Here is a 22,017-nt window from a genome sequence, read left to right on the forward strand (position 1 = left end):
GCTAGAAGCCAGGGGATTCTTGGTTCATAGACCCGTCTTGCTCAACCAGGTCGGAACCAGGAAGAGTAGAGGACAGATCTCCCCAAGCGTTGATTAAAGTTCCGGTGTGCCCCACCGTACCCAAGGCTCTCGTTAAGATGTTTTTAGCGGCGTTGTGGTCGCGGTCTAGCTGACATCCGCACTTACAGGTGTGGGTTCTAGTTGACAAAGATTTCTTGACCACTTCGCCACAATCAGAACAGTTTTGACTTGTGTAAGCAGGATTAACTGCAACAGTGATCCTTCCAAACTTCTGGCCAAAATATTCCAACCATTCTCGAAATTGATACCAACCCGCATCATTAATAGATTTAGCAAGACAGTGGTTCTTGACCAGGTTCTTGACTCTGAGATCTTCATAGGCGACCAGGTCGTTAGACCGGATTACGTAACGCGCCGGAGACGAAACCTTAGAATAAAGAAGCCTTAATAACAAAGATTTAACCCTTTTATGCATAGCCGACTAACCATAAAGGCTTCTTTATTCTTACGGTAACTTCTAACCAGTCTCTTGGCATGTTCTTCACGCTGCCTACTTATTTTAAGATGTGTCCTGCCTAGTCTATTAATTGCTTTCTTGCGATTGGATGAGCCTTTCTTTTTTCGAGATACTCGTCTCTGGTAAAACTTTAAGCGCTTTTCGCCTTTGCGATAAAATCTGGGGTTAGGTTCTGAGTATCCATCAGAGTCGGTATAAAACTCCTTCAAGCCTACGTCCAACCCAACAGTAAAACCAGTAGCCTCTAGTCGCTCAATATTATCGATTTTTACGCAGAACTGGACGTAATAGCCATCAGCTCTTTGAACAATCCTAACTCGCTTAATAAGTTTCTGGTCGAAACTCCACAAGTCCCAGGTGCCCTTGAGTTTAACCCTCCCAATGCCTTTCTTGTCGGTAAACTTGATAGATTTTTTGTCCGGGGATAATTTCCATCCAGATTGCTTATATTCAACCGACCTATAATGCTTCTTAAACTTGGGATAACCTTTCTTGCCAGGGACTTTTTTCTTGCAATTATCGAAAAACCTTTTAATAGCCCTTTCTACATTTTCGACAGAAGCCTGACAGGCGTGACTATTAAGTTCTTTGACAAAGTTAAATTCATCCCTGAGTTGAGTGTTGTAACGGTAGAGTTCTTTTTTGGCGACCCCTCTGTTATCCATCCAATATCGAAGCACTTTGTTGCGGACAAATTTTGCTGTCCTAATAGCTTCATTTATTGCGACTTTTTGGGACTCTTTGATTACCGCTTTGAACTCCATTACAAACACTTTTAATCACCTCCTTAGTTTTTTGTTGAATTTACTTATTATTATAGTCGATGTCTTCCGAGAAAAGTTCCCGGAGATTGATCAGGGAATAAATTTCCTGCGGGCTAACCCCATGGATAGAATCGGTGGGGCGTTGCGCCCTTAGACTTTCGGTCAGCATACAAGTCTGGCTAATTATGCGGAACCCGGGACTTGAACCCGGAAGTCCTTGCGAACACTAGAACCTGAATCTAGCGCGTCTACCAATTCCGCCAGTTCCGCGTTTGTTGGCGCTATAGCAATCTTTGGTGATTCCGATAGTGGTCAGTTCTGATTCAGAACTGTCACGGTTGAGGATTAAACTTAGGGTTGCTATAGGGTTTGCTCTATTAGCTCACCGGTTTTTTAGTATACAGCATTTACTGGGATTTTGGACAAGAAACTTGTCGATAGCCGCAACGCCTGCAAATTTCCCGGTTTACATTGCCAACTACTGAGTATAGTGGAAAACCTGACATTCGATCAAGATACTTGGAAAACTAGACATTTATAAAGTTTCAGGTAAAATCAAAACCAAATTTAACATTTCGCCAGAAATTACAATGATTTTGGAGGATAGACCCATCAATCACTCTCAAAGCCCGATAAATCCACAATCTCTGTCCCAGGAAAACGAATCGGTTCTCAAGATTTGGGGTAGAGCGTCTCTCCACGGACAGGTAAAAATTAGTGGAGCTAAAAATTCTGCCTTGGCAATTATGGCAGGGGCTTTACTGTGTTCTCAAGATTGCCGACTGCGTAATGTGCCTTCCCTAGTAGATATCGAGCGGATGAGCCAGATTCTTGCTGCTGTGGGAGTGAAGCTCAAACGCAATGGTGACATCTTAGATTTAGATGTCAGCCATATCGGACAATCAAAAGCTCCCTATGAGTTGGTTAGCCAGCTGCGAGCTAGCTTTTTTATCCTTGGTCCGATGCTAGCGCGATTGGGAGTGGCACGGATACCACTGCCTGGTGGCTGTGCGATTGGTGCTAGACCTGTAGACCTCCATGTCAGGGGTCTACAAGCGATGGGCGCTCAAGTTCATATTGAGCATGGGATTGTCAATGCTTATGTGAAAGGAACAGGTAACAACAAGCTAAAGGGGGCAAAAATCTACCTGGATTACCCCAGTGTCGGCGCAACGGAAACTCTGCTGATGGCAGCGACTCTGGCAGAAGGGGAAACCACCCTTGAAAATGCTGCTCAAGAGCCAGAAGTGGTGGATTTGGCGAATTTCTGCCGAGCAATGGGAGCTCAAATTAGTGGTGCTGGTACTAAAACTATTAGTATCTCTGGGGTTTCTAGTTTACATTCGGTGGATTACCCGATTATTCCTGACCGGATTGAGGCTGGCACTTTCTTGGTAGCTGGGGCAATTACCCACTCTGAACTGAGCCTTTACCCAGTAATACCGGAACATTTAACTGCTGTGATTGCTAAGCTACGGGCAATTGGTAGTGAGGTGATGGTGGAAGAACCCAATCGCTTACGAATTATTCCCAATAAACTAAGGGCAACGGATATTGAAACTTTGCCTTATCCTGGATTTCCTACGGATATGCAAGCCCAGTTTACGGCCTTGCTGGCTCTGAGTGAAGGAAACTGTGTGGTTAGCGAAACGGTTTTTGAAAATCGGCTGCGTCATGTTGCCGAATTGAATCGTATGGGGGCGGATATCCGGGTTAAAGGGAATAATGCGATTATCCGAGGTGTGCCAATGTTGTCGGGAGCACCAGTAGTGGGTACGGATTTACGAGCATCTGCTGCACTTGTGGTCGCTGGGTTAGGGGCAGAAGGAATAACTACGATTCAGGGACTCCGTCATTTAGACCGGGGTTATGACGATTTGGAGGGTAAACTCCGACAACTTGGTGCTAGAGTAGAACGGGTTCCGGCTCAGATAGAGGAAGAGGAACTTCCTCCGACTCCCACTAATGCCATGACTGCAACACCTTAGTAGTTATAGTCATTAGTCATTAGTCATTGAGAAATTGTTAATTGTTAATTGTTAATTCTGATCAATTTTCAATTTTCAGTTTTCAATATCTCTACTAGAGCTTGCTTTACTGTGGAATACTGATATTCCCATCCATAACTAGTGGTTCGTTTGGGTAGCACCTGTTGACCTTCCAAGACTACTGTGGCTCCTTCTCCCAGCAGGGCTTCTAGGGCAACACTGGGAACTGGTAACCAGGAGGGACGATTGAGAACCTCTCCAATGGCGTTACATAGTTCGGACATCAAGACAGGATTGGGGGCTGTGGCATTGAAAATCCCTTCCATGTCTGGTCTGGTTAGGGCAGCTATGATTAAGTTCACTACATCGTCTCGGTGAATCCAAGAAAACCATTGGCGACCGGTACCGATTGGCCCTCCAGCAAACATTTGAAAGGGGGGTATCATTTTGGCTAAGGCACCGCCATTGCCCAAAACTATACCGAGGCGCAGTATCACTAGTCGTACATCAGCTTCTTTGACTTTCTGGGCTTCCCCTTCCCAGGCTTGACAAACCTCTGCCAGAAAGTCGTCTCCAGCAGGACTTGTTTCATCAAAGGTTACTGTTTCACTAGTGCCGTAGTAACCAATGGCAGAAGCGTTTACTAATACCGTGGGTTTAGGGTCAGCAAGAGCGATCGCTTCCACTATTTTTTGGGTACCTAATTGGCGGCTATTGAGGATTTCTTGCTTACGGGCTGCTGTCCAGCGCTCTTCAGCAATGGGGGCTCCGGCTAAATTGACTACACCATCACAGCCTGCGATCGCATTTTGCCAATCCCCTGATTCGGTGGGAGTGTAGGTAATAGTTTCTATATTGGGAAATTTCGCCTTAGCTTTAGCTGAGTCACGGGTTAAGATTAAGGGTTGATGTCCTTCTTCTTGTAGACGCTCGACTAAGCGGCTACCGACAAATCCTGTTGCTCCAGTAATTGCGACTTTCATACTTCATCCTTGATACTTGATATCGTGTCTGATAGCACACTTATGGCTTAGGTTAACCTGGGACGGAACCCAAAGACCGGGGGAAATGTTCAGGATGGGTAATTATCCTTCAGTAGATGGTTTGCTTTCACCGTAAGCCATGCCATTAGCTTCAGCGTACCGATTCATGAAGCGCATGAAGCGTTCCCAGTGGTCGTCTTGATCAATTTCAACTTTACACTCCACTCCTGCTAGCTCATCTCCTTCTGGACCACCGAAGCGAAATTTTATTGAGGATGGAGTCATATTAATGACCCCTTCTTCGTCTGTTAAGACCATTGATTGAGAAAATCGGTTTCTATAACTGTTGAATTGTTCAATAGCCTTTAAGCTTTCAAAGGTCATTAAGACGATGCGGGCTCCTGAGCTTCGGTTTTTTCTGAGGCTGACGTCACTCAGCTGTTCATAAATACCGTCAAAGAATTGGATGGATGGTGTTGAGGAGTTCATTTGAAATATAAAAACATCGTTAAATTTTAGTATATCGCCTTGGGAGGGGTTGACAAAATTATTTTTATAGGTAACAGGGAGTAGGGAGTAGGGAGTAGGGAGTGGGGAGTGGGGAGTAGGGAGTGGGGAGTAGAGAGTAGGGAACTAGATTAGATGACTTTGCTCAGCCTACTTTAATTGGTATTTTTTGGATTTACTTCCTATGATTTACAACACTTTTGCTAAGCAATTATTTTTGCTATTATTTCCAGTTAATTGAGGATATTTAAGGATAAAATATAGGTATATTTTTGATAAAAAGTTTATGAGCAATTTTGGTAATTTATCATAACATAAAAAAGTAGCTTTCTTTACTATTGCTATTAAGTCCCTGCTCCGAATTTCCTCAAAACCAAGGAAGACTAACCACAAATGAACCGCCGCCGCATTCTTAAAACTGGACAACCTTACAGCTTTAGCCAATATTTTGACCTTCCCTTTACCCTAGAAGATATCTTGGCTGAATTTGACTGTACCTTTGTGCGATCGCATATCGATCTTCCCCGTCAACCCTTCACTGCTGCTATTGAACCCCTGCTGCACCAACTCCAGCGTAACCGCAAGCGCATCGAGCTGATCAACGAAACTGCCCGTCGCGAAGCCTTGATCGCACCAATTCTGTTTGAAGTAGTGGATCTAACTAATCACCGCATTTACATTGAATATTCTATTGCAGTTAGCGAACACCTGCGGGGAACCTTAGATTATTATATTGCTAACCATAACGTGATTGTGATAGAAGCCAAACAATCTGATCTGGTACGGGGCTTCACTCAACTGGCGGTGGAGTTGGTTGCCCTTGATCAGTGGCTCCAGTCTGACCAGAGAATTTTGTATGGCATTGTTACCACCGGAGAAGACTGGCGTTTCGGTACTTTTAATCGCCAAGAACGTTCCATACAACAAGACCCCAAGCGCTACCTCGTCCCAGAAGAGCTAACCGAGTTGCTGGAAATTTTAGTGGGGATTATGAATTGAAACGGTTAATTAATTATAGTGGTTTTTAATTAGGGAGTCGGGAATCGGGAATCGGGAATCGGGAATAGAGAATAGGAATATAAGTATGAAAAACGCGCTGATCGCAATTTTTAGTTTAAATTTATCCTTGCTCTCAACCATTACTTTTATTTAAAAGTATGATCAACGAGTTTTGATTAAGGAGGCGATAATATCATCAGATATCGATGATCGACTGCATCAATACAATGTCTTTAACTATACCCAATTATCGAAAATTACTTCTTCAGTATCCTCTCTACCCACACTCCCCACACTCTTTCCCCTACTCCCTACTCCCTACTCCCTACTCCCTACTCCCTACTCCCTACTCCCTACTCCCTACTCCCTTTATTCTATACTAATAAAGTCACTGTATTGAAACTATCATGATTGCTGATAAAATCCCCAATTACATTTCCAAAGAAGAGTATCTATCCTACGAAGAAGATAGTGCCATCAAACATGAGTATATTGATGGAGAAGTCTATGCTATGGCTGGCGCTAGTGATGCCCATGTTACTATTGCCCTTAACCTGGCTTCAGCCTTAAGAAATCATGTCAGGGGCACTGGCTGTCGGGTTTATATGGCAGATATGAAAACTTATGTTGAAGCATCCAATAGTTATTATTATCCTGATGTTATGGTGACTTGCGATGCCAGAGACCGAGAATTGGCTAATTATAAAAAATATCCTTGTTTAATTGTAGAAGTTTTATCTCCCAAGACTGAAGCCTTTGACCGGGGTGACAAATTTTCTGACTATCAACAGTTAGAAACCTTGGTGGAATATGTTTTAATTAGCCAAAATCGTAAACGCTTAGATTGCTTTCGCCGGAATTCCGAGGGAGTTTGGACATTGCAATTTTATTATCCGGGCAGTGAGATTAATCTAGAAACTGTGGATTTTCGGACTAGTCTTGAGGCTTTGTATGAAGATGTAACATAAGCCGTCAGCCGTGAGCTAAAAGCTCACGCTACGCGAACAGTCGTCAGCCGTCAGCTGACTGCTTATAAGAAGTGTTAGAGCTTTTAGTAGAAGATTACCAAGCTAGAGGTAAAGAGTTACCTTTATTAAATTATTCACAAATAACAACAGTTTAATTACAGCGGTTTGCAATTCAGTTAGGTATAAAGTTCTAAGTTTTTAGGGAGTGTAAGCATTCAGCTAATACCTGAATACTTACTTTTAGGCTAATTTCAGGCTACCTCTAGTATCTTTGGAGTTGGTAACTCTTTATTAACTTGGCTATAGGCGTATACCAAATCCTCTAAAACTTCCTTAGCATTCTCAAGAGCTTCCTCATAGGTGTCACCGTGGGTACGAGCATAGTTACCCCATTCGGGTAAACTAGCCACATAAGAGTTATCTTCCTCTGACCATTGAATTAAAATGCTATATTTCATGGCTCTTCTCTATTCTCGACTCTCGACTCCCAACTCCCTAAAACCCAAGAAGGATAAAGTCCTGCCTCTTTTAATTTTATAATGTACTTTATTCATCGGTAGCTTGGAGAATTGCGTGGTACAATTGAGAACTAATACGAAAGTCCATTGTTTCAATCAATTGATCCATTAATGGTTTAACCGCCGGAATTAAATTACTTTTCTTGGCTTGCACCAGAATGCCCAGTAACCCCACAATAGTTAACCCCAATTCTTGAGCAACTGTTCGTCCCCGTCGCTCATCCATCAGTAGCAAATCGGCATCCATTTCCAGTGCTAATACGATCGCTTCTGCTTCACCTAAATCGATGGTTTCTTGACTTTCCTGAAGTATGACAACTTGCTGCCTATCTGAAACAGCCTGAGTTTTAATCCAAGATAAGGTTTGGACTTCTACTGTTCCAGGTACAATTTTACCGATACCAACCATTTCATTGTAGACAGCAACGGGAATAATAACAGAACCATATAAGCGATGCAAGAGGTTAAGTTGATTGATGCCTGCTAGATTAGTAATGGGTGATGTATCGCTAATAATAATCACAGCAAACTCATCGATTGTATGGTTTTAAGGTCTGCTTCAAAATCAGCAACATCATAATTCAAATCTAAACCGCGCTTGGCAAGTTCATGCTGAAATTCAATCACGGTTAACCCCGTCCAGGCACGGACTTTGCCACTGCTAATTTTGTCTTGCTTATACAGCATCAGGGCAATTTCAAGTTTGAACTCACCCTCAGTCATTTGGCTAGCTTGGACAATATCGTCAGGGATAACTACACTCATAGCTACACTGATAAGTAATTAGTCGATTATCAACAGTTACTTTAATTTTATCAGAAACTTCAACTGCATTATAACACCCATCCACGCCACACCCAGTCAGGCTAATCATAATTCCTCTATCGTTGATTAACTCTTATCTCTTCCCTACTCCCTACTCCCTACTCCCTACTCCCGATTCCCGACTCCCGATTCCCTAAAACCCAGAACTTTCTAGTTTACCCCATTGAAAAATACTGTAAAATTATAGTAGTTAAGTTACTCTACAAATGAACCGCCGCCGCATTCTCAAAGCTGGACAGCCTTACAGCTAATGCCAATATTTTGACCTTCCCTAAACCCATCGAAGATATCTTGGCTGAATTTGACTGTACCTTTGTGCGATCGCATATCGATCTACCTCGTCAACCCTTCACTGCTGCTATTGAACCCCTGCTGCACCAACTCCAGCGTAACCGCAAGGGCATTGATAAGCGCTATACTAAATTAAGTAAAGCATGAAGTAAACAAGGTGTTAAAATCTATGGCAACCAATACTCAAAGTCATTTTGCTCCCTACTTAAGACATAGAGGGAAAACTGTCGAAGAACAAATTCAACTCAATCAACCTGCTCTGGCATGGCTAAGAAAACGCCTTGAAGAGGAAATCACACAAGAAGAAGCTAAAATTAGACAGGAAGATTTAGAGAAATTTAAACAAATTCTTGATAGTTTTCGTCCAGAAGGCTCTAAGCTATATAGCTAATAATGATTGTTTTTGTCGATACAGGCGTTTTAGGGTTATTATCTTCTCCCAATGACAAATTAGAAGCACAACAATGTCAGCAATGGCTTTACTCTCTTTTAGCTAGAGGAGTTTATGTACTGAGTTCTGATTTGTGTGATTATGAAGTTAGAAGAAGTTTAATCTTAGATGGCATGAGAAAACCATTACATCAAGGTTTAGCTAATCTTGATGAGATGGGCAATATCATTGACTTTCTACCGATAACTCAACCGGTTATGCGTCATGCTGCTCAACTTTGGGCAATGTCTCGCCATCAAGGAATGCCGACCGCTGATGACAAAACTCTTGATAATGATGTGATAATTGCTGCTCAGTGTCAACTATTTCAACAAGAAAATTTAGGACAACGTTTAGTTATTGCTACCACTAACGTTAAACATCTAAGTCGTTTCCTTGAGTCTCGACGATGGCAAGATATTAGATTTTGAAATTAGGGATGCGATGTTGCTCTGTATTTTATGAACTTTATTTCAGTGCAATTATTCCCCATGGCACAGGCATCAACTGAATCCTAACACCCATCCACGCCACACCCAGTAAGGCTAATCATAATTCCTCTATCCTTGATTAACTCTTCCCTACTCCCTACTCCCTACTCCCTACTCCCTTTTCCCTATTTCCACCATCGACTAACATCATCAACCGCTGCCACTGTTTCTCTTAGGGCTTCAATACCCCCAAGCTCGATGATTAAAGGAGCTAATTGAGGAAGAGCTCTAAGAAAATAGGGACGGGTTAGACTAGCTAAACTATCAAGAATTTGTTGCCAAAGAGGAAAATCAACGGACGAAGGAGTGAATATCTTAATTAAGTCCTGTAAGGCATTGACTCGGTCTGATTCATAGTCAATCCCTCTGGCGCAATCTAAGGCTTCCGATAACACATCAGGTAAGTGGGGGGCTAAAGCAATTAAGGCATCGGCTCGGTATTCTTGATGCCAAATCCGTCTGGCGCAATCTAAGGCTTGGGATAACAACACATCCGGTAAGTGAGGGGCTAAGGCCACTAAGGCTCTGGCTCGGTCTGATTCATTGGAAAGCCCTCTGGCGCAATCTAAGGCTTGGGGTAACAACACATCAGGTAAGTGGGGGGCTAAGGCTACTAAGGCTCTGGCTCGGTCTGATTCATTGGAAAGCCCTCTGGCGCAATCTAAGGCTTGGGGTAACAACACATCAGGTAAGTGGGGGGCTAAGGCTCTTAAGGCATGGGCTCGGAAGTATTCATGGTCAATCCCTCTGGCGCAATCTAATTCCGATAACACATCAGGTAAGTGGGAGGCTAAGGCCACTAAGGCATTGACTCGGTATCTGTCATCGAAAAGCCCTCTGGCGCAATCTAAGGCTTGAGGTAACAACACATCGGGTAAGTGGGGGGCTAAGGCTACTAAGGCATGGGCTCGGTAGTATTCATCGGAAATCCCTCTGGCGCAATCTAAGGCTTCCGGTAATACATCGGGGAAGTGGGGGGCTAAGGCCACTAAGGCTTTGACTCGGTAGTATTCATTGGAAAGCCCTGTGGCGCAATCTAAGGCTTCTGGTAATACATCGGGTAAGTGGGAGGCTAAGGCCACTAAGGCATGGGCTCGGAAGTCTTCATCGAAAAGCCCTCTGGCGCAATCTAAGGCTTCTGGTAATACATCGGGGAAGTGGGAGGCTAAGGCCACTAAGGCTAAAGCTCGGGAGTATTCATGGTCAAGCCCTCTGGCGCAATCTAAGGCTTGGGGTAACACATCCGGGAAGTGGGGGGCTAAGGCTACTAAAGCATCGGCTCGGTCGTATTTATACCCAATGCCTCTGGCGCAATCTAAGGCTTGGGGTAACAACACATCGGGTAAGTGGGGGGCTAAGGCTCTTAAGGCTTTGACTCGGTAGTATTCATTGGAAAGCCCTCTGGCGCAATCTAAGGCTTGGGGTAACAACACATCGGGTAAGTGGGGGGCTAAGGCTCTTAAGGCTAAAGCTCGGGAGTATTCATGGTCAATCCCTCTGGCGCAATCTAAGGCTTCTGGTAACACATTCGGTAAGTGGGGGGCTAAGGCTCCTAAGGCGAAAGCTCGGTGGGATTTATCCGAAATCCCTCTGGCCCAATCTAAGGTTTGGGCTAACAACACTTCCGGTAAATGGGGGGCTAAGGCTGCTAAGGCTCTGGCTCGGTCTGATTCATAGTCAATCCCTCTGGCGCAATCTAAGGCTTGAGGTAACACTTCGGATAAGTGGGGGGCTAAGGCCACTAAGGCATCGGCTCGGTATCTTTTATAGGAAATCCCTCTGGCGCAATCTAAGGCTTGGTGTAACAACACATCCGGTAAGTGGGGGGCTAAGTCTACTAAGGCTTTTGCTTGGTAGTATTCATCCCAAATCCCTCTGACGCAATCTAACGCTTCCGCTAATAAAGAAGACGGAAGATACTCACTAATTACCTTTAAACCTTCTACTTGACGTTCATAATCTTTGCTCTGTCGCACATAAGCTAGTGCTTGGGCTGGCGTCCAGATTTTGTTCTTAAGTAATGCAGCCATTAACTCTGGAGGAATATTTCCAGCTAAACTGTTGAGGGATGTCGTAATCAGAGCATACCGGCACTGTAAACTAATCGATTCTGTAGGATTTTCCTTAAACTTAGCTGCTGCTATTGCCCAAGCTCTCGATACATCCTTGATAAAATTGGCAGTTTTTCCTTGTCTATCACACTGCCAATACCAACCGTTATCTTCTTCTGGAGTTTCTTCTTTCAGGAGTTGATGAATTTGATCTATCTTTTGGGCTTTCTCTAGGTGCCAGGTTAAGTGGTTATAGATGTAACCATCATCGGGTAAGGTATGCCATAATCCGTTTTCGATCTTAGTTTGATAACGTTCTACTAATTGCTGATGGGCTTCGGGGATTGATAATCCTAGCTCTGGTTGTAGCAGATTACGGGCTAAATCATGTAACAGGTCATGGAGGCGATAGTTAGTTTTTTTTGTACTAGAGACCCCTGGTAGTAATAACGCTTTTTGTCTTAAGTATCGTAAAGTCTTTTTAGCTTTAACTGAATTACAGTTCCATAAGGTAGTCGCCATGGTTTCAGTAATGGTGACATCCTCCGGCAGTACCCCTAACCAAGCAAATTTTTTCAATCTCTCGGGGGATAATCGCTTTAAACTGAGATTAAAGGAAGCCACTAGACTGTAGTTTTTGCGCTTGGCGTCATTTGGTTCTTCCTCTGCTTCCAATCGATCCAAGGCTTCTAAGTCAGCAATTTCTGCTTGTAACTCATCCAGTAACTCTTCCCAAGAGAATCCATCCCTAACTTGGGCAGCCGCTAATTCTAAGGCTAGGGGTAAGTAGCCCACAGTTTTAGCTAAGATTTCAGCATAGTTGAGTTCTTGATTAGTTAACTCATTGTTGAAACAAGCGGTTAATAACTCCAAGGATTGATTTAGAGTCATCACGTCTAAATCATAGCGAATCGCACCGTTAACCGGAGCTTCTCTGGTGGTCACTAAAACCCGACAGCCACCCCCTACTACTCGAAAGGGTTCAACATGGTCAGGATGCCAAACATCATCCACGACTAGCAAGGCTTTTTTATCAGATAATAACGTTCTTAATTGTAAAGAAGCGCTATCAATATTAATCGCTTTGAAGTCATAATCTCCTAATGCCTGTATCCACGTACTTAGAAAGGATAAAATATCAGGTTGCTGACCTAAGGTTGCCCAAAAAATCCCATCGGGAAAATGGGATTGAACCTCTGAATCATGGGCTAAGGCGGCAGTAATGGTGGATTTCCCAATGCCTCCTAAGCCATAGATGGCACTAACTACTAAAGTGCCAGCTCTAGCGGTTTCTTGGGATAACAGAATTTGTTTTAGTCGTTGGCTTACTTCCGGGCGTTCGACATAATACGCAGGTAGTGGGGGTGCTTGATTTGTTCGAGTTTGGTTAACCTGCCTCCCAGGCGACTGTAGTCAATTATAATTATTAGTTATTTTGTCTCTTCCAATACTATCTCCTCCAATACTATCTCTTCCAATACTATCTCTTCCAATATTAGTATTACCTTGATTAATATCCCCTTTGGCAAAGTTCTCCACGTTTTCAATTATGTTCTCAATGTTGTAAGTCTCACTAGTAGCCTGGTGGGATTCCAAGGCTTTGGTAATCTTTTCAATAATTTCCTCTAAGTTAGGCAAAGCTTCAGCATCAACAGTAGTCACCAAACCCTCGATGGCTTGGGCAACTTCGGGATTTTGCTTGGCTGCTGCTTCTACTTCCAATACCACTTCGGCATAATTAAGAGGTTGCCCTGGAGCTTGCTCGATCGCCATTACTGTATCTGGAGACTGGCTTCTCAGGGATTCCACAAACTGGTTAGTCTGGTCCCAGACAACTTGCCCGACATTTTCCCCAGTTTTTTCTAGGGCTTTAGTGGCGAGCACAGTAGAAATAGCGACAACGGCAGCGGCTAATGGTTCCATAGTTGAAAGAGATGATTGATAGTTTTATTATATAACTTTAGCAAAGGGAGCAGGGAGCAGGGAGTAGGGAATCGGGAGTAGGGAGTAGGTAAATGCTATAGTAAGCATTCAGCTATCAGCTATCAGCTATCAGCTATCAGCTTATGTGCTACGCATATGCTTACATGCTATACTCAACTTATATTATATCATTAAAAGTAGTTTAACTAATGCTAATCTTACCAGAAGAAGAATTAACTAAATTAGTTCTAAATAACGAGCACTTGATTATCGAATATTTAGCAATAAGCGAGGCAAAATTGAGGAATCTGGAGCAATCTAATCAAGAAGGATTTTATGCTGAATTCAAGCAAATTATCGAAAGAATTAATTTTGTAGAGGATTTGGGTCGAATTGGATCAGAACACAAGGGTCAGCCTTTAATAGCAGCTCTGGGAGATGAATTTGAACTAAATGGTCAAATCGCGACTGCCCAAACCCTCAATAATCAATCATTACTTGCTATGGGGTGGAATCGTTTAGGACGATTACTCCAACAACAGGGTAAATTAGATCAAGCACAGCAGGCTTTTGAACGAGAAATTGCGATCGCTGAAGCCCTCAATAATCAATCATTACTTGCTATGGGATTGAACCATTTAGTAGAAGTGCTCCAACAACAGGGTAAATTAGATCAAGCACAGCAGGCTTTTGAACGAGCACTTGAAATCGATACTGTTAATAAATTCAGTAGTCTTTACACAGGACTGTCTAGATTATCAACAGTTTTGGAAAAGCATATCTTTGACTTCTCCAAGGACTATCTAGAACGTATTAAACGTAGATTAATGGCAATTTTGCAAGCTTCTGCCTTGGCATCTGAACAAAATGAGCTTCCAGACGCAGCCAAAAACTATCTTATGGATATCAGAAATACGGCAAGGGTAATTTTGTGGCAGATTGACAATTATCAACTATCTCATCAAAAGTATCCAGTCACAAACCTCTTAGATTGGCTAAAAACTTCACCAACTTGGGCTGGAGATGATTTTCAAGAGTGTTTGGACTATGTCAACCGAGTTAGGGAATAAATAGAGGATGCCGGAGTACGTATCAACGATTTATGGATAGCTTGCACAGCCATACAACATAATTTAATTATTGTTTCAGAAGATAGAGATTATCGAAAAATGAATGAAGTCAGGAATCTAAAATTAGAGTGCTGGAAGTAATAAGCGCGTTGTATCTGGGTTGTGAACATACTCCCAAAGGCCAAGAGGCAACAGGCAACAGGCAACAGGCAACAGGCAACAGGCAACAGGCAAGAGGAGAAAGAGATTCTCAGTTTTATTGTCTAATCAAAAAAGATATCCTAGGTTTACATCTAACCCTACACAAAAAAAACAAAGGGGCATTGGTGATTTTGGTTAAGGTGTTGCTCATTAACACAGCTAACTCAAAAAAATAAAATAAATTACACATAATTGAGTCCATAAATCGCGAAACATAATATTTGTAAAGAAATGTAAAAACTTTTAATTATCCCTTGCATTTTTCCCAGGAGTTATCTATACTATAGAAGGTAAAGACCGATACTAATAACCGCGCTGGTAACAGCCTTAATCAACATCAGCGCGGTTTTCCTCCCACCTAAATAGGAGTTACTTCCATGATGCCAAAAAGATCACGATCATCAATCCTGGCTGGGTGCATCTTATTCAATGGGTTTGACCCGGTGGTGCGTTACGGGACGGACTGTCCCAATACTGGCTACTGATAAAATCAGAGGCTTTCCGTCCCTAACGCACCCTACCCAACTGGCTCGGTGCATCTTGTTCAAGGGGTTTGAGCCGGTGGTGCGTTACGGGACGGGCTATCCCAACCCTGGCGACCGTGACAATCACGGCGAGCCCGTCCCTAACGCACCCTACTGGCGTGGCAAGCTTAATTTGATGCATTAGAATTGTCGGATTCAACATCTTCAAAAACAGCGATATTGATGCTTCAATTTAATTCGTGCATCTTGGGTTGTGAAATGCCAAATTACCTTACTAGCTGTGCGATGCGCGTTCTTTTTGCCACGCATTTAATTCCGATGCTAGTTTCAAGGGATGTGGGAATACGTCGAGCCAGGCATTGCTGTGACAAAACACGCTCGTTCTATCTCGGCAACATTAAGCCAACTGCCATTACGAGGTGTATGATAAATCTCTAATCTTCTGGCCGTGTGTGCTTCTGCTGCGGTCCAAGCTTTGTAGAGAGAAGCGATGTTATGAGTATTGAGATTATCGCAGAGTAATTTAACAATGTTTGCTTGGGGATAGTCTACATCCAATAATTGCCTAATCTCTTCTGCCCAATCAATACTGGTACGACTGTCACGGTTACGTTCCTCTTCGCCATCCGACCTTGGGGTCAAAGAACATAAATAAAGCTTGAGTCCCAACGCGTGTGTAGTGATAATCCTCCTTGGCATCATGACCTGGTTGCATTTTAATTGGTTCGATTAGATGTCCAGTTAGTTGTATCGCTGCTTCATCCATACAAATCAGAGGCTCACTTGGGCTATGTTGGCTGCAAAAGATATCGAGAACAACTTCCATTTCTGCCACGAAGCGGGCGTTCATCTCTTTCGGGAATACAAAAACGTTGTTTTTTCCACGGACGTAGTTGGTTTTTTTTAGATAGCTACGTACTGTTTCATGAGAAATTTCCGTGACTATTCCTCGTGTTTTCAATTCTTTAGTTAATAGCCTCAAGCTCCAGTGCGCTCTACCTAATGGTGGTGTGGAGCAATCATATTGCGATTAGTTGGGCAAATTGTTCGACCTTCAGTTTCGGTGGTAGGGGTTGGGAAATGCGCTGACGACGATTCAAGCACGGGTTCATTCCTTGCTGTAAAAACCTTTTCCTTTTCCTGCCTACTGTGTTACGATGCACATTTAATGCCGAACTGATTTCTTCATCTGTCCATTTTTGTTTAGCTTGAGTACTTTCATCACACATCAATAAAACCTGAGCATGAAGTATTTTCTTTGTCGGTGCATGACCATTACGACTAATTCCTTCCAGTTTTTCTCTCTGGTCTGAAGTTAGAAAAACCATTACCCGACGACCTCTTCCCATATTATCCAGTTTGTTTTCTGTCTATTACACTATTTTAAGCTTGCCACGCCACTACCCAACTATTGCCTATTGCCTATTGCCTAAATTAATAATCACCCCCAGACCCATAGCGCCATGCTTCCAGCCAACGGTGGTAATAATATCTTGGTTTCGGTGGCAAAGTAGTCAACATGCCACTGAGTAATTTACCTGCTGGATACAAACTACTGTAAACGGCTAAATTACTATAATGAACCATCCAATCCAATAGCATGGTTAATCCTACTTGAGGAATCACTGGCACCACTAATCCTGGTTTAGTTAATGATGTCACAAATAGGGTTTTAGATAATCCTGAAAACTTCACTACATCTTGGAGGAAGGGCTTAAGCACATCATCTCCCAGGTTTGCCATGGCTTGGAATACACCAGTGAGTAATTGATTAATTTGATTTGGTGCTAGTTGTTGCTTGATGCCAACACTCATCGTCCGTTGAAACATCCAGGTTACCCCAATATTAGGCTGATAGGGTTGTAGTTGGGCTAAGGCATTGCGGTCTAGCAAATCATAATCTAAGGCTTCATGAATTCCGTTACTAAGACGCTTTAAATGTCTGACCATGGAACCAAATCCACCAAAACTGACTGGTGATTGCCCACCACTGCTATCCCCTATCGGTAAAATCCGATTCCAAGGCATTCTTAGGGGACTTTTTTGATAGGAAGGAAAAAAGCCAAATAGTACTCGTTTAAAGTCAAGTTGGGATAAGTCTACTCCCTGGTATTCTGGTAAGAGACGGAAGTATTCGTCACATAAAAATTCTAAACTAGGACGTTCGGGATTAGCATCTAAGTAGGTAAATAAATAGGTGGTTCTACCATCCCGGGCTGGAAATGCTTCCCAGAAATATTGACATTGATTTTGGATAGGAGTGAAGGATACTATCAAATCCCCCATGTCATTTTTAGGATAGCCTTGAGCACAGCTACCAACCACTAAACAAACCCCTTCTGGTTTCTGACCTTGCCTGACTTGCTTAACAATTGGGGAAAAATGTCCCATGGCATCTATCAGTAAGCGAGCCTTAAGTTCGGTTACAGGTTGAAGGTTAGTATCGGTTGAAGGTTGGAGGTTAGTGTTGGTTGAAGGTTGAAGGTTAGTATCGGTTGAAGGTTGGAGGTTAGTGTTGGTTGAAGGTTGGAGGTTAGTGTTGGTTGAAGGTTGAAGGTTAGTGTTGGTTGAAGGTTCGAGGTTAGTATCGGTTGAAGGTTCCAAGTTAGTATCGGTTGAAGGTTCCAAGTTAGAACTTTCAACCTTCAACCTTTCAACCTTCAACCTTTCAACCTTCAACCTTTCAACCTCCAACGGGTCAACCTTCAACCTTTCAACCTCCAACGGGTCAACCTTCAACCTTTCAACCTCCAACGGGTCAACCTTCAACCTTTCAACCTTCAACCTTTCAACCTCCAAAGGGTCAACCTCCAACTGGTTAACCTTCAACCCCATTGAGACGCCATCGGGATGAATAGTGGCTTGTGTAAAGGATGTCTTTTCAAAGAGCTTACCGCCAGCAGCTAAAAATTTGGCTTTGAGGGTATCGAGCAGAAAGACTGGGTCAACACCAATGTTGAGTACGTCCTTTACCAAGAAATCAGGACCCTGGAAAAAACTGATCCGAGCTGGGTTATACTCGGATGCGATCGCATTCTCTAATTCCGCCGTTGAGAGTAAGTCAAGTTCCAGGAATACCTCCAGTTCTTGGCGAGAGATATTCCACTCTTGGTCTCTACCGCGCAAAACCCCCCGTTCAACTACGGCAACTCGCCAGCCTCGCTGTTGTAGAGCAGCACCAATCAGAATTCCCAAGGTACCGCCACAGATTACTACATCCAAGTCTAGGGTGCCTAATCCCTCTTCGGTTTCTGTAATCACCTCTGGGATTGGAGTTGTGCCATCTCGTAAGGCTTTCCAGACTTTGTCAGCACTGCGCAGGCGTCCGAGAACATCACCAGGTAACTGGGATAGGATTTGTTCGGTTTGACTCATGGATGTTGGTTGGTCGTTAGATGCTAAGACTTTCTCTGTTTTATTTTAAATTGCTCCATCACAAGGCTTAGAGGCTGATGCGATTGACCGTAGGTCACGCTACGCGATCGCACTTAAGCATTCAGCTATCAGCTATCAGTTATCAGCTCAAGGCTGACCACTGACCACTGACGGCTGACCGCTAAATACTTGCAATCGCACTTGCCTAAATTAGGGTACCATTAATGCTATTTATTACTAATAAATTTTAGAGGTTATCACCTTCAAGTTGGGCAAATATTATGACCCTATTCAGCCTTTATTATCAGCACTATTGCATAGGTATATCAATAATATTGATATTAAGGCTGCCTTATTGATTCTTTGGTTTCCCCTGAGTGGGGATTGCCCATCTTATTAATTGTTAATTTAATTGTTAATTATTGTTATAACTTTGACACCCTGGGGTTTGACCGAGTCACCCCTCTTAGCTTACGATAATATCTGGCTCAACGCCATACTGAGAGGAGAAACACTTTGAAAAAAATACTAATTGCGATTCTGCTAGTTTTCGCTTTAATAACCTTCAGCTTCCCTGATTCCGCTTTAGCTGCTGGTAATCCAGCTAACGGGAAAATCGTATTTAACGCTAACTGCAATGCTTGTCATATGGGCGGCAAAAATGTAGTCAAGCACGAGAAAACGCTGAAGAAGGAGGCCCTGAAGAAATATCTGAAGGACTATGACGCGTCTCCTACTAAAGCTATCATCAAACAAGTAACAAACGGCAAAGGAGCTATGCCTGCCTTTCGTGGTCGTTTAAAACCCGCCCAAATTGAAGATGTAGCTGCTTATGTTTTAGACCAGGCTGATAAGTGGTAGGCTGCATTTAGTGACTAGTTTTTAATCAATCATCCCGTAGGGTGCGTTAGGCGCGGCGTAATCAACTCCCAACAGTTGAGAGTTTACGTCAGGAGCGCCGTAACGCACCAGCCATGAATATTTCGAAATTAATTAAGGTAAGCATATGCGCTATGCGCACGCGTGCGCGTTCAGCAGTCAGCCGTAACTTTGGGATAGACAGAAGGATAACGATTTCAGCCCTAACCTTCATCGTGCCAAGGCATCGCCACTAAACGAAAACCCACATGATTGGTTCCTGTATCAGGAGCTTGGGACTCTCGTGCTTCAGGACGATAACGGCTACAATAATTTCGGGCGCAGAGGAAAGATCCGCCTTTAATTACATGGAGTGCCCCTTGATCAGGCTTTTCCGGATCGAAACTACTCCCTTGATCCGGTCCCAATGGATTGAGGCTGCGATCTTTCCCCCTATGACCCACACCATACCAATCTGCGGTTAATTCCCAAACGTTGCCCAGCATATCGTAAAGACCGTAACCATTGGCAGAGAAGGATTCGACCGGGGCAGGACCGAGATAGCCATCGGCTTTGGTGTTGAAGAAGGGGAAGAAGCCTTGCCAGGTGTTGGCTTTGTGAGGGGCATATTGTTCACCAGGGATCGAGGTATCAGTGTCAAGACCACCCCGTGCTGCATATTCCCATTGGGCTTCGGTGGGGAGCGTTTTACCCATCCAATCGGCATAGGCAACCGCATCTTCATAGGCAATGTGAACAACAGGGTAGTTGTCAAAACCTTTAATGGTGCTGTCGGGTCCGTAGGGATGTTGCCAATTAGCACCAACAACCCAATCCCACCAGCTTAAATAAGCTACTTGTTGGATACCCCGTGCAGGGGGCTGAAACACCAGGGAACCGGGCTGTCGTTGCGCTTCGCTTAAGCCAGGGAATTGGTCTTTGGCCAGGGGACGTTCGGCAACGGTGAGGTAGCCTGTAGCTTGGACAAATGCTTGATAGTCGGCGTTGGTAACTTCGTGGCGATCGATGCAAAAACTATCCACGGTCACATCAACAGCAGAACGCTCTGAGGGATAGTAGGTGTCGGACCCGATCGTAAAGGTTCCCCCAGGGATCGACACCATACCTTCAGGACAGGGAGAATCGGCAAAAGCCAAAGGTGACGAAGTCAAGACGGTTGGGAAGAGGAAGAGGAGGGAGACCGCCAGCAAAATGCCAACAAGATCACGAGTTAAATTCTTCTGAAGCAAAGAGAAAAACATGGATATTGAAGAAGAGTAATCTAAGAGGGGGGTCGGGGCGATCGCAGAGCGGTTGAAGAGTTTCGTTTTAGTTCGGGCGATGAGATGATTGACACTCCCCGGTCTAAAGACGCGGGGATTCTTCGCTCAACGATCCGGCTTGCTGAACCTGGCCGAGACCAAGAACAGTAGAGGTCAGATCTCCCGAAGCGTTGGGATCCAAGATCCAGGTTCCGGTGTGCCCCACCGTACCCAAGGCTTTTTTAAGAATATTGACTGCGGCGTTGTGGTCTCGGTCTAATTTACAACCACACTTACAGACATGAGTCCTAGTAGATAGTGACTTCTTGACTACTTCGCCGCATTCTGAGCAATTTTGACTGGTATAGGCGGGATTTACTGCAACCGTCACCTTCCCAAATTTAGTGCCAAAATGCTCCATCCATTTTCTAAATTGATACCAACCTGCATCATTAATAGACTTAGCTAGGCAGTGGTTTTTAACCAAGTTTTTGACTCTTAAATCTTCATAGGCGACCAGATCGCTAGATCGGATTACGCAACGTGCTAGTCTCTTGGCATGTTCTTCACGCTGCCTACTTATTTTAAGGTGCTGTCTACCTAGTCTGTTAATTGCTTTTCTGCGATTGGATGAGCCTTTCTTTCTCCGGGAAACCCGGCGTTGATAGAACTTAAGACGTTTCTCTCCCGTTCTGTAAAAACGAGGATTTGATTCAGTTTTTCCAGTCGAATCAGTATAGAACTCTTTTAGTCCAACATCCAGGCCGACAGCTATTCCAGTTGGTTCTAATTCTTCTTTGATGTCAACTGAAACACAAAACTGAACGTAGTATCCATCCGCCCGACGGACTATCCGAACCCGCTTAATCTGTTTTTGGTCAAAACGCCATAAGTCCCATTTACCTTTAAGTTTAAGCTTTCCGATGCCCTTCTTATCACTAAACGTGATTGACTTTTTGTCAGGGGACAGCTTCCATCCAGACTGCTTGTATTCGACGGAACGGCAGTGTTTTTGGAATTTAGGAAAGCCTTTCTTTCCGGGGATCTTTTTCTTACAGTTATCAAAGAACCGAATAATTGATGACCAGGCTCTTTCTGCGCTAGACTGACGAGCTGTAGAGTTCAATTCATTGGCAAAAGGAAATTGCTTAGCTAGGACTGCACTATATTTATTGAGGTCAAATTTATTAACCCCTTTATTGTCCATCCAATATCTAAGGCAACTATTGCGGATAAATTTAACCGTCCGAATAGCTTCATCAATAGCAGAGTATTGATGTTTCTTTCCTTTTGCCTTAAACTCTAAAATAATCATCAGATTCGACCTTAACTGTAACTATTTTAATCTAGCACTCTCAGACTAAAACATCAAATTTAGCCTGAGATTTTGTAGGCGGCTAAAGCCGCTGTTCGCTTTCATCCCCGGTCTAAAGACACGGGGTTTTCAGCGTTTCGATCCTTTATAAGGGTGAGCAATGCCCACCCTACTA

General features: G+C 43.6%; 22 protein-coding genes, 1 tRNA gene and 2 pseudogenes. 11 read left to right on the forward strand and 14 right to left on the reverse strand.

All coding sequences use genetic code 11. The features are described from left to right. Position 1 precedes the first annotated feature (1 nt). Positions 2–1,302: pseudogene (locus tag F6K53_RS14925) on the reverse strand (transposase). A 186-nt stretch (positions 1,303–1,488) separates the two neighbouring features. Beyond that, a tRNA-Leu gene (locus tag F6K53_RS14930) sits at positions 1,489–1,572 on the reverse strand. A 320-nt stretch (positions 1,573–1,892) separates the two neighbouring features. Between F6K53_RS14930 and murA the strand changes: the two genes are divergently transcribed. Next, complete coding sequence (murA, locus tag F6K53_RS14935) at positions 1,893–3,290, forward strand: UDP-N-acetylglucosamine 1-carboxyvinyltransferase (RefSeq protein WP_293064859.1); 1,398 nt, start codon at positions 1,893–1,895, stop codon at positions 3,288–3,290. Between the two features lie 68 nt (positions 3,291–3,358). On the opposite strand, the gene F6K53_RS14940 is transcribed toward murA, so the two are convergent. After that, positions 3,359–4,273: a TIGR01777 family oxidoreductase gene (locus F6K53_RS14940; protein ID WP_293036737.1), complete on the reverse strand. Its 915-nt coding sequence runs from the start codon at positions 4,271–4,273 to the stop codon at positions 3,359–3,361. 102 nt (positions 4,274–4,375) lie between these two features. Continuing rightward, positions 4,376–4,762, reverse strand: a complete 387-nt coding sequence (gene psb28, locus F6K53_RS14945) for a photosystem II reaction center protein Psb28 (protein WP_293020132.1) — start codon at positions 4,760–4,762, stop codon at positions 4,376–4,378. A 411-nt stretch (positions 4,763–5,173) separates the two neighbouring features. On the opposite strand from psb28, the gene F6K53_RS14950 reads away from it, so the two are divergent. Beyond that, entirely contained in the window at positions 5,174–5,779 is a 606-nt protein-coding gene (locus F6K53_RS14950) for a hypothetical protein (protein WP_293020133.1), read from the forward strand. Between the two features lie 9 nt (positions 5,780–5,788). Here F6K53_RS14950 and F6K53_RS14955 read toward each other — a convergent pair whose 3' ends face one another. Then, positions 5,789–5,920, reverse strand: a complete 132-nt coding sequence (locus F6K53_RS14955) for a hypothetical protein (RefSeq protein WP_293020135.1) — start codon at positions 5,918–5,920, stop codon at positions 5,789–5,791. 86 nt (positions 5,921–6,006) lie between these two features. Between F6K53_RS14955 and F6K53_RS14960 the strand changes: the two genes are divergently transcribed. After that, positions 6,007–6,162 (forward strand): hypothetical protein, encoded by a 156-nt coding sequence (locus F6K53_RS14960; RefSeq protein WP_293064864.1) that lies wholly within the window; start codon positions 6,007–6,009, stop codon positions 6,160–6,162. 24 nt (positions 6,163–6,186) lie between these two features. Continuing rightward, on the forward strand, positions 6,187–6,747 hold the full coding sequence (locus F6K53_RS14965) for a Uma2 family endonuclease (RefSeq protein ID WP_293064867.1): 561 nt from the start codon (positions 6,187–6,189) through the stop codon (positions 6,745–6,747). Between the two features lie 251 nt (positions 6,748–6,998). Here the strand turns inward: F6K53_RS14965 and F6K53_RS14970 are convergent, their stop codons facing one another. From F6K53_RS14970 to F6K53_RS14980, 3 genes are all read right to left on the reverse strand, one after another. Continuing rightward, positions 6,999–7,205: a type II toxin-antitoxin system HicB family antitoxin gene (locus F6K53_RS14970; protein WP_075898394.1), complete on the reverse strand. Its 207-nt coding sequence runs from the start codon at positions 7,203–7,205 to the stop codon at positions 6,999–7,001. An 88-nt stretch (positions 7,206–7,293) separates the two neighbouring features. Next, a complete protein-coding gene (locus F6K53_RS14975; RefSeq protein WP_075898392.1) occupies positions 7,294–7,788 on the reverse strand; it encodes a DUF3368 domain-containing protein in 495 nt (164 codons plus the stop codon). Continuing rightward, a complete protein-coding gene (locus F6K53_RS14980; RefSeq protein ID WP_293051906.1) occupies positions 7,785–8,030 on the reverse strand; it encodes a UPF0175 family protein in 246 nt (81 codons plus the stop codon). The genes F6K53_RS14975 and F6K53_RS14980 overlap by 4 nt, the downstream gene beginning before the upstream one ends. A 321-nt stretch (positions 8,031–8,351) precedes the next feature. Here F6K53_RS14980 and F6K53_RS14985 point away from each other — a divergent pair, with 321 nt between their 5' ends. The 3 genes from F6K53_RS14985 to F6K53_RS14995 are packed head-to-tail and all read left to right on the forward strand — an operon-like array spanning position 8,352 to position 9,242. Next, positions 8,352–8,528, forward strand: a complete 177-nt coding sequence (locus tag F6K53_RS14985) for a hypothetical protein (RefSeq protein ID WP_293064872.1) — start codon at positions 8,352–8,354, stop codon at positions 8,526–8,528. A 22-nt stretch (positions 8,529–8,550) separates the two neighbouring features. Continuing rightward, positions 8,551–8,772 (forward strand): hypothetical protein, encoded by a 222-nt coding sequence (locus F6K53_RS14990; protein WP_293064875.1) that lies wholly within the window; start codon positions 8,551–8,553, stop codon positions 8,770–8,772. A gap of 2 nt (positions 8,773–8,774) precedes the next feature. Next, positions 8,775–9,242 (forward strand): hypothetical protein, encoded by a 468-nt coding sequence (locus F6K53_RS14995; protein ID WP_293064878.1) that lies wholly within the window; start codon positions 8,775–8,777, stop codon positions 9,240–9,242. A gap of 185 nt (positions 9,243–9,427) precedes the next feature. On the opposite strand, the gene F6K53_RS15000 is transcribed toward F6K53_RS14995, so the two are convergent. Together F6K53_RS15000 and F6K53_RS15005 are read right to left on the reverse strand one after the other, a co-directional pair. Next, entirely contained in the window at positions 9,428–12,661 is a 3,234-nt protein-coding gene (locus F6K53_RS15000) for an NB-ARC domain-containing protein (RefSeq protein WP_293065041.1), read from the reverse strand. Positions 12,662–12,766: 105 nt separating this feature from the next. Beyond that, entirely contained in the window at positions 12,767–13,276 is a 510-nt protein-coding gene (locus F6K53_RS15005; protein WP_293064880.1) for a hypothetical protein, read from the reverse strand. A gap of 209 nt (positions 13,277–13,485) precedes the next feature. Between F6K53_RS15005 and F6K53_RS15010 the strand changes: the two genes are divergently transcribed. From F6K53_RS15010 to F6K53_RS15020, 3 genes are read left to right on the forward strand one after another with little or no spacing between them, the layout of a single operon-like run. Then, positions 13,486–14,346: a tetratricopeptide repeat protein gene (locus F6K53_RS15010; protein ID WP_293064882.1), complete on the forward strand. Its 861-nt coding sequence runs from the start codon at positions 13,486–13,488 to the stop codon at positions 14,344–14,346. 21 nt (positions 14,347–14,367) lie between these two features. Further along, complete coding sequence (locus F6K53_RS15015; RefSeq protein ID WP_269087127.1) at positions 14,368–14,487, forward strand: hypothetical protein; 120 nt, start codon at positions 14,368–14,370, stop codon at positions 14,485–14,487. Continuing rightward, positions 14,475–14,723, forward strand: a complete 249-nt coding sequence (locus tag F6K53_RS15020) for a hypothetical protein (protein ID WP_293064884.1) — start codon at positions 14,475–14,477, stop codon at positions 14,721–14,723. The genes F6K53_RS15015 and F6K53_RS15020 overlap by 13 nt, the downstream gene beginning before the upstream one ends. 476 nt (positions 14,724–15,199) lie before the next feature. Here the strand turns inward: F6K53_RS15020 and F6K53_RS15025 are convergent. Next, a pseudogene (locus F6K53_RS15025) lies at positions 15,200–16,381 on the reverse strand (IS630 family transposase). Between the two features lie 85 nt (positions 16,382–16,466). Beyond that, complete coding sequence (locus F6K53_RS15030; protein WP_293068948.1) at positions 16,467–18,407, reverse strand: hypothetical protein; 1,941 nt, start codon at positions 18,405–18,407, stop codon at positions 16,467–16,469. A gap of 516 nt (positions 18,408–18,923) precedes the next feature. Between F6K53_RS15030 and petJ the strand changes: the two genes are divergently transcribed. After that, on the forward strand, positions 18,924–19,268 hold the full coding sequence (gene petJ, locus F6K53_RS15035) for a cytochrome c6 PetJ (RefSeq protein WP_293068951.1): 345 nt from the start codon (positions 18,924–18,926) through the stop codon (positions 19,266–19,268). Positions 19,269–19,489: 221 nt separating this feature from the next. Here petJ and F6K53_RS15040 read toward each other — a convergent pair whose 3' ends face one another. Together F6K53_RS15040 and F6K53_RS15045 are read right to left on the reverse strand one after the other, a co-directional pair. Next, positions 19,490–20,437 (reverse strand): formylglycine-generating enzyme family protein, encoded by a 948-nt coding sequence (locus F6K53_RS15040; protein WP_293081223.1) that lies wholly within the window; start codon positions 20,435–20,437, stop codon positions 19,490–19,492. A 193-nt stretch (positions 20,438–20,630) separates the two neighbouring features. Continuing rightward, entirely contained in the window at positions 20,631–21,842 is a 1,212-nt protein-coding gene (locus tag F6K53_RS15045) for an RNA-guided endonuclease TnpB family protein (RefSeq protein WP_293068958.1), read from the reverse strand. Positions 21,843–22,017 lie beyond the last annotated feature (175 nt).

The sequence above is a fragment of the Moorena sp. SIO4A1 genome, from assembly GCF_010672065.1.
Taxonomy (GTDB): domain Bacteria; phylum Cyanobacteriota; class Cyanobacteriia; order Cyanobacteriales; family Coleofasciculaceae; genus Moorena.

Bases quoted from the DNA above. Each gene is read 5' to 3' on its own strand.
- F6K53_RS14980 (WP_293051906.1), bottom strand. From the start codon at position 8,030: ATGAGTGTAGTTATCCCTGACGATATTGTCCAAGCTAGCCAAATGACT.
- F6K53_RS14970 (WP_075898394.1), bottom strand. From the start codon at position 7,205: ATGAAATATAGCATTTTAATTCAATGGTCAGAGGAAGATAACTCTTAT.
- F6K53_RS14995 (WP_293064878.1), top strand. From the start codon at position 8,775: ATGATTGTTTTTGTCGATACAGGCGTTTTAGGGTTATTATCTTCTCCC.
- murA (WP_293064859.1), top strand. From the start codon at position 1,893: ATGATTTTGGAGGATAGACCCATCAATCACTCTCAAAGCCCGATAAAT.
- F6K53_RS15030 (WP_293068948.1), bottom strand. From the start codon at position 18,407: ATGAGTCAAACCGAACAAATCCTATCCCAGTTACCTGGTGATGTTCTC.
- F6K53_RS15010 (WP_293064882.1), top strand. From the start codon at position 13,486: ATGCTAATCTTACCAGAAGAAGAATTAACTAAATTAGTTCTAAATAAC.
- F6K53_RS14960 (WP_293064864.1), top strand. From the start codon at position 6,007: ATGTCTTTAACTATACCCAATTATCGAAAATTACTTCTTCAGTATCCT.
- F6K53_RS14955 (WP_293020135.1), bottom strand. From the start codon at position 5,920: ATGGTTGAGAGCAAGGATAAATTTAAACTAAAAATTGCGATCAGCGCG.
- psb28 (WP_293020132.1), bottom strand. From the start codon at position 4,762: ATGAACTCCTCAACACCATCCATCCAATTCTTTGACGGTATTTATGAA.
- F6K53_RS14950 (WP_293020133.1), top strand. From the start codon at position 5,174: ATGAACCGCCGCCGCATTCTTAAAACTGGACAACCTTACAGCTTTAGC.
- F6K53_RS14940 (WP_293036737.1), bottom strand. From the start codon at position 4,273: ATGAAAGTCGCAATTACTGGAGCAACAGGATTTGTCGGTAGCCGCTTA.
- F6K53_RS15045 (WP_293068958.1), bottom strand. From the start codon at position 21,842: ATGATTATTTTAGAGTTTAAGGCAAAAGGAAAGAAACATCAATACTCT.
- F6K53_RS14990 (WP_293064875.1), top strand. From the start codon at position 8,551: ATGGCAACCAATACTCAAAGTCATTTTGCTCCCTACTTAAGACATAGA.
- F6K53_RS15005 (WP_293064880.1), bottom strand. From the start codon at position 13,276: ATGGAACCATTAGCCGCTGCCGTTGTCGCTATTTCTACTGTGCTCGCC.
- F6K53_RS14965 (WP_293064867.1), top strand. From the start codon at position 6,187: ATGATTGCTGATAAAATCCCCAATTACATTTCCAAAGAAGAGTATCTA.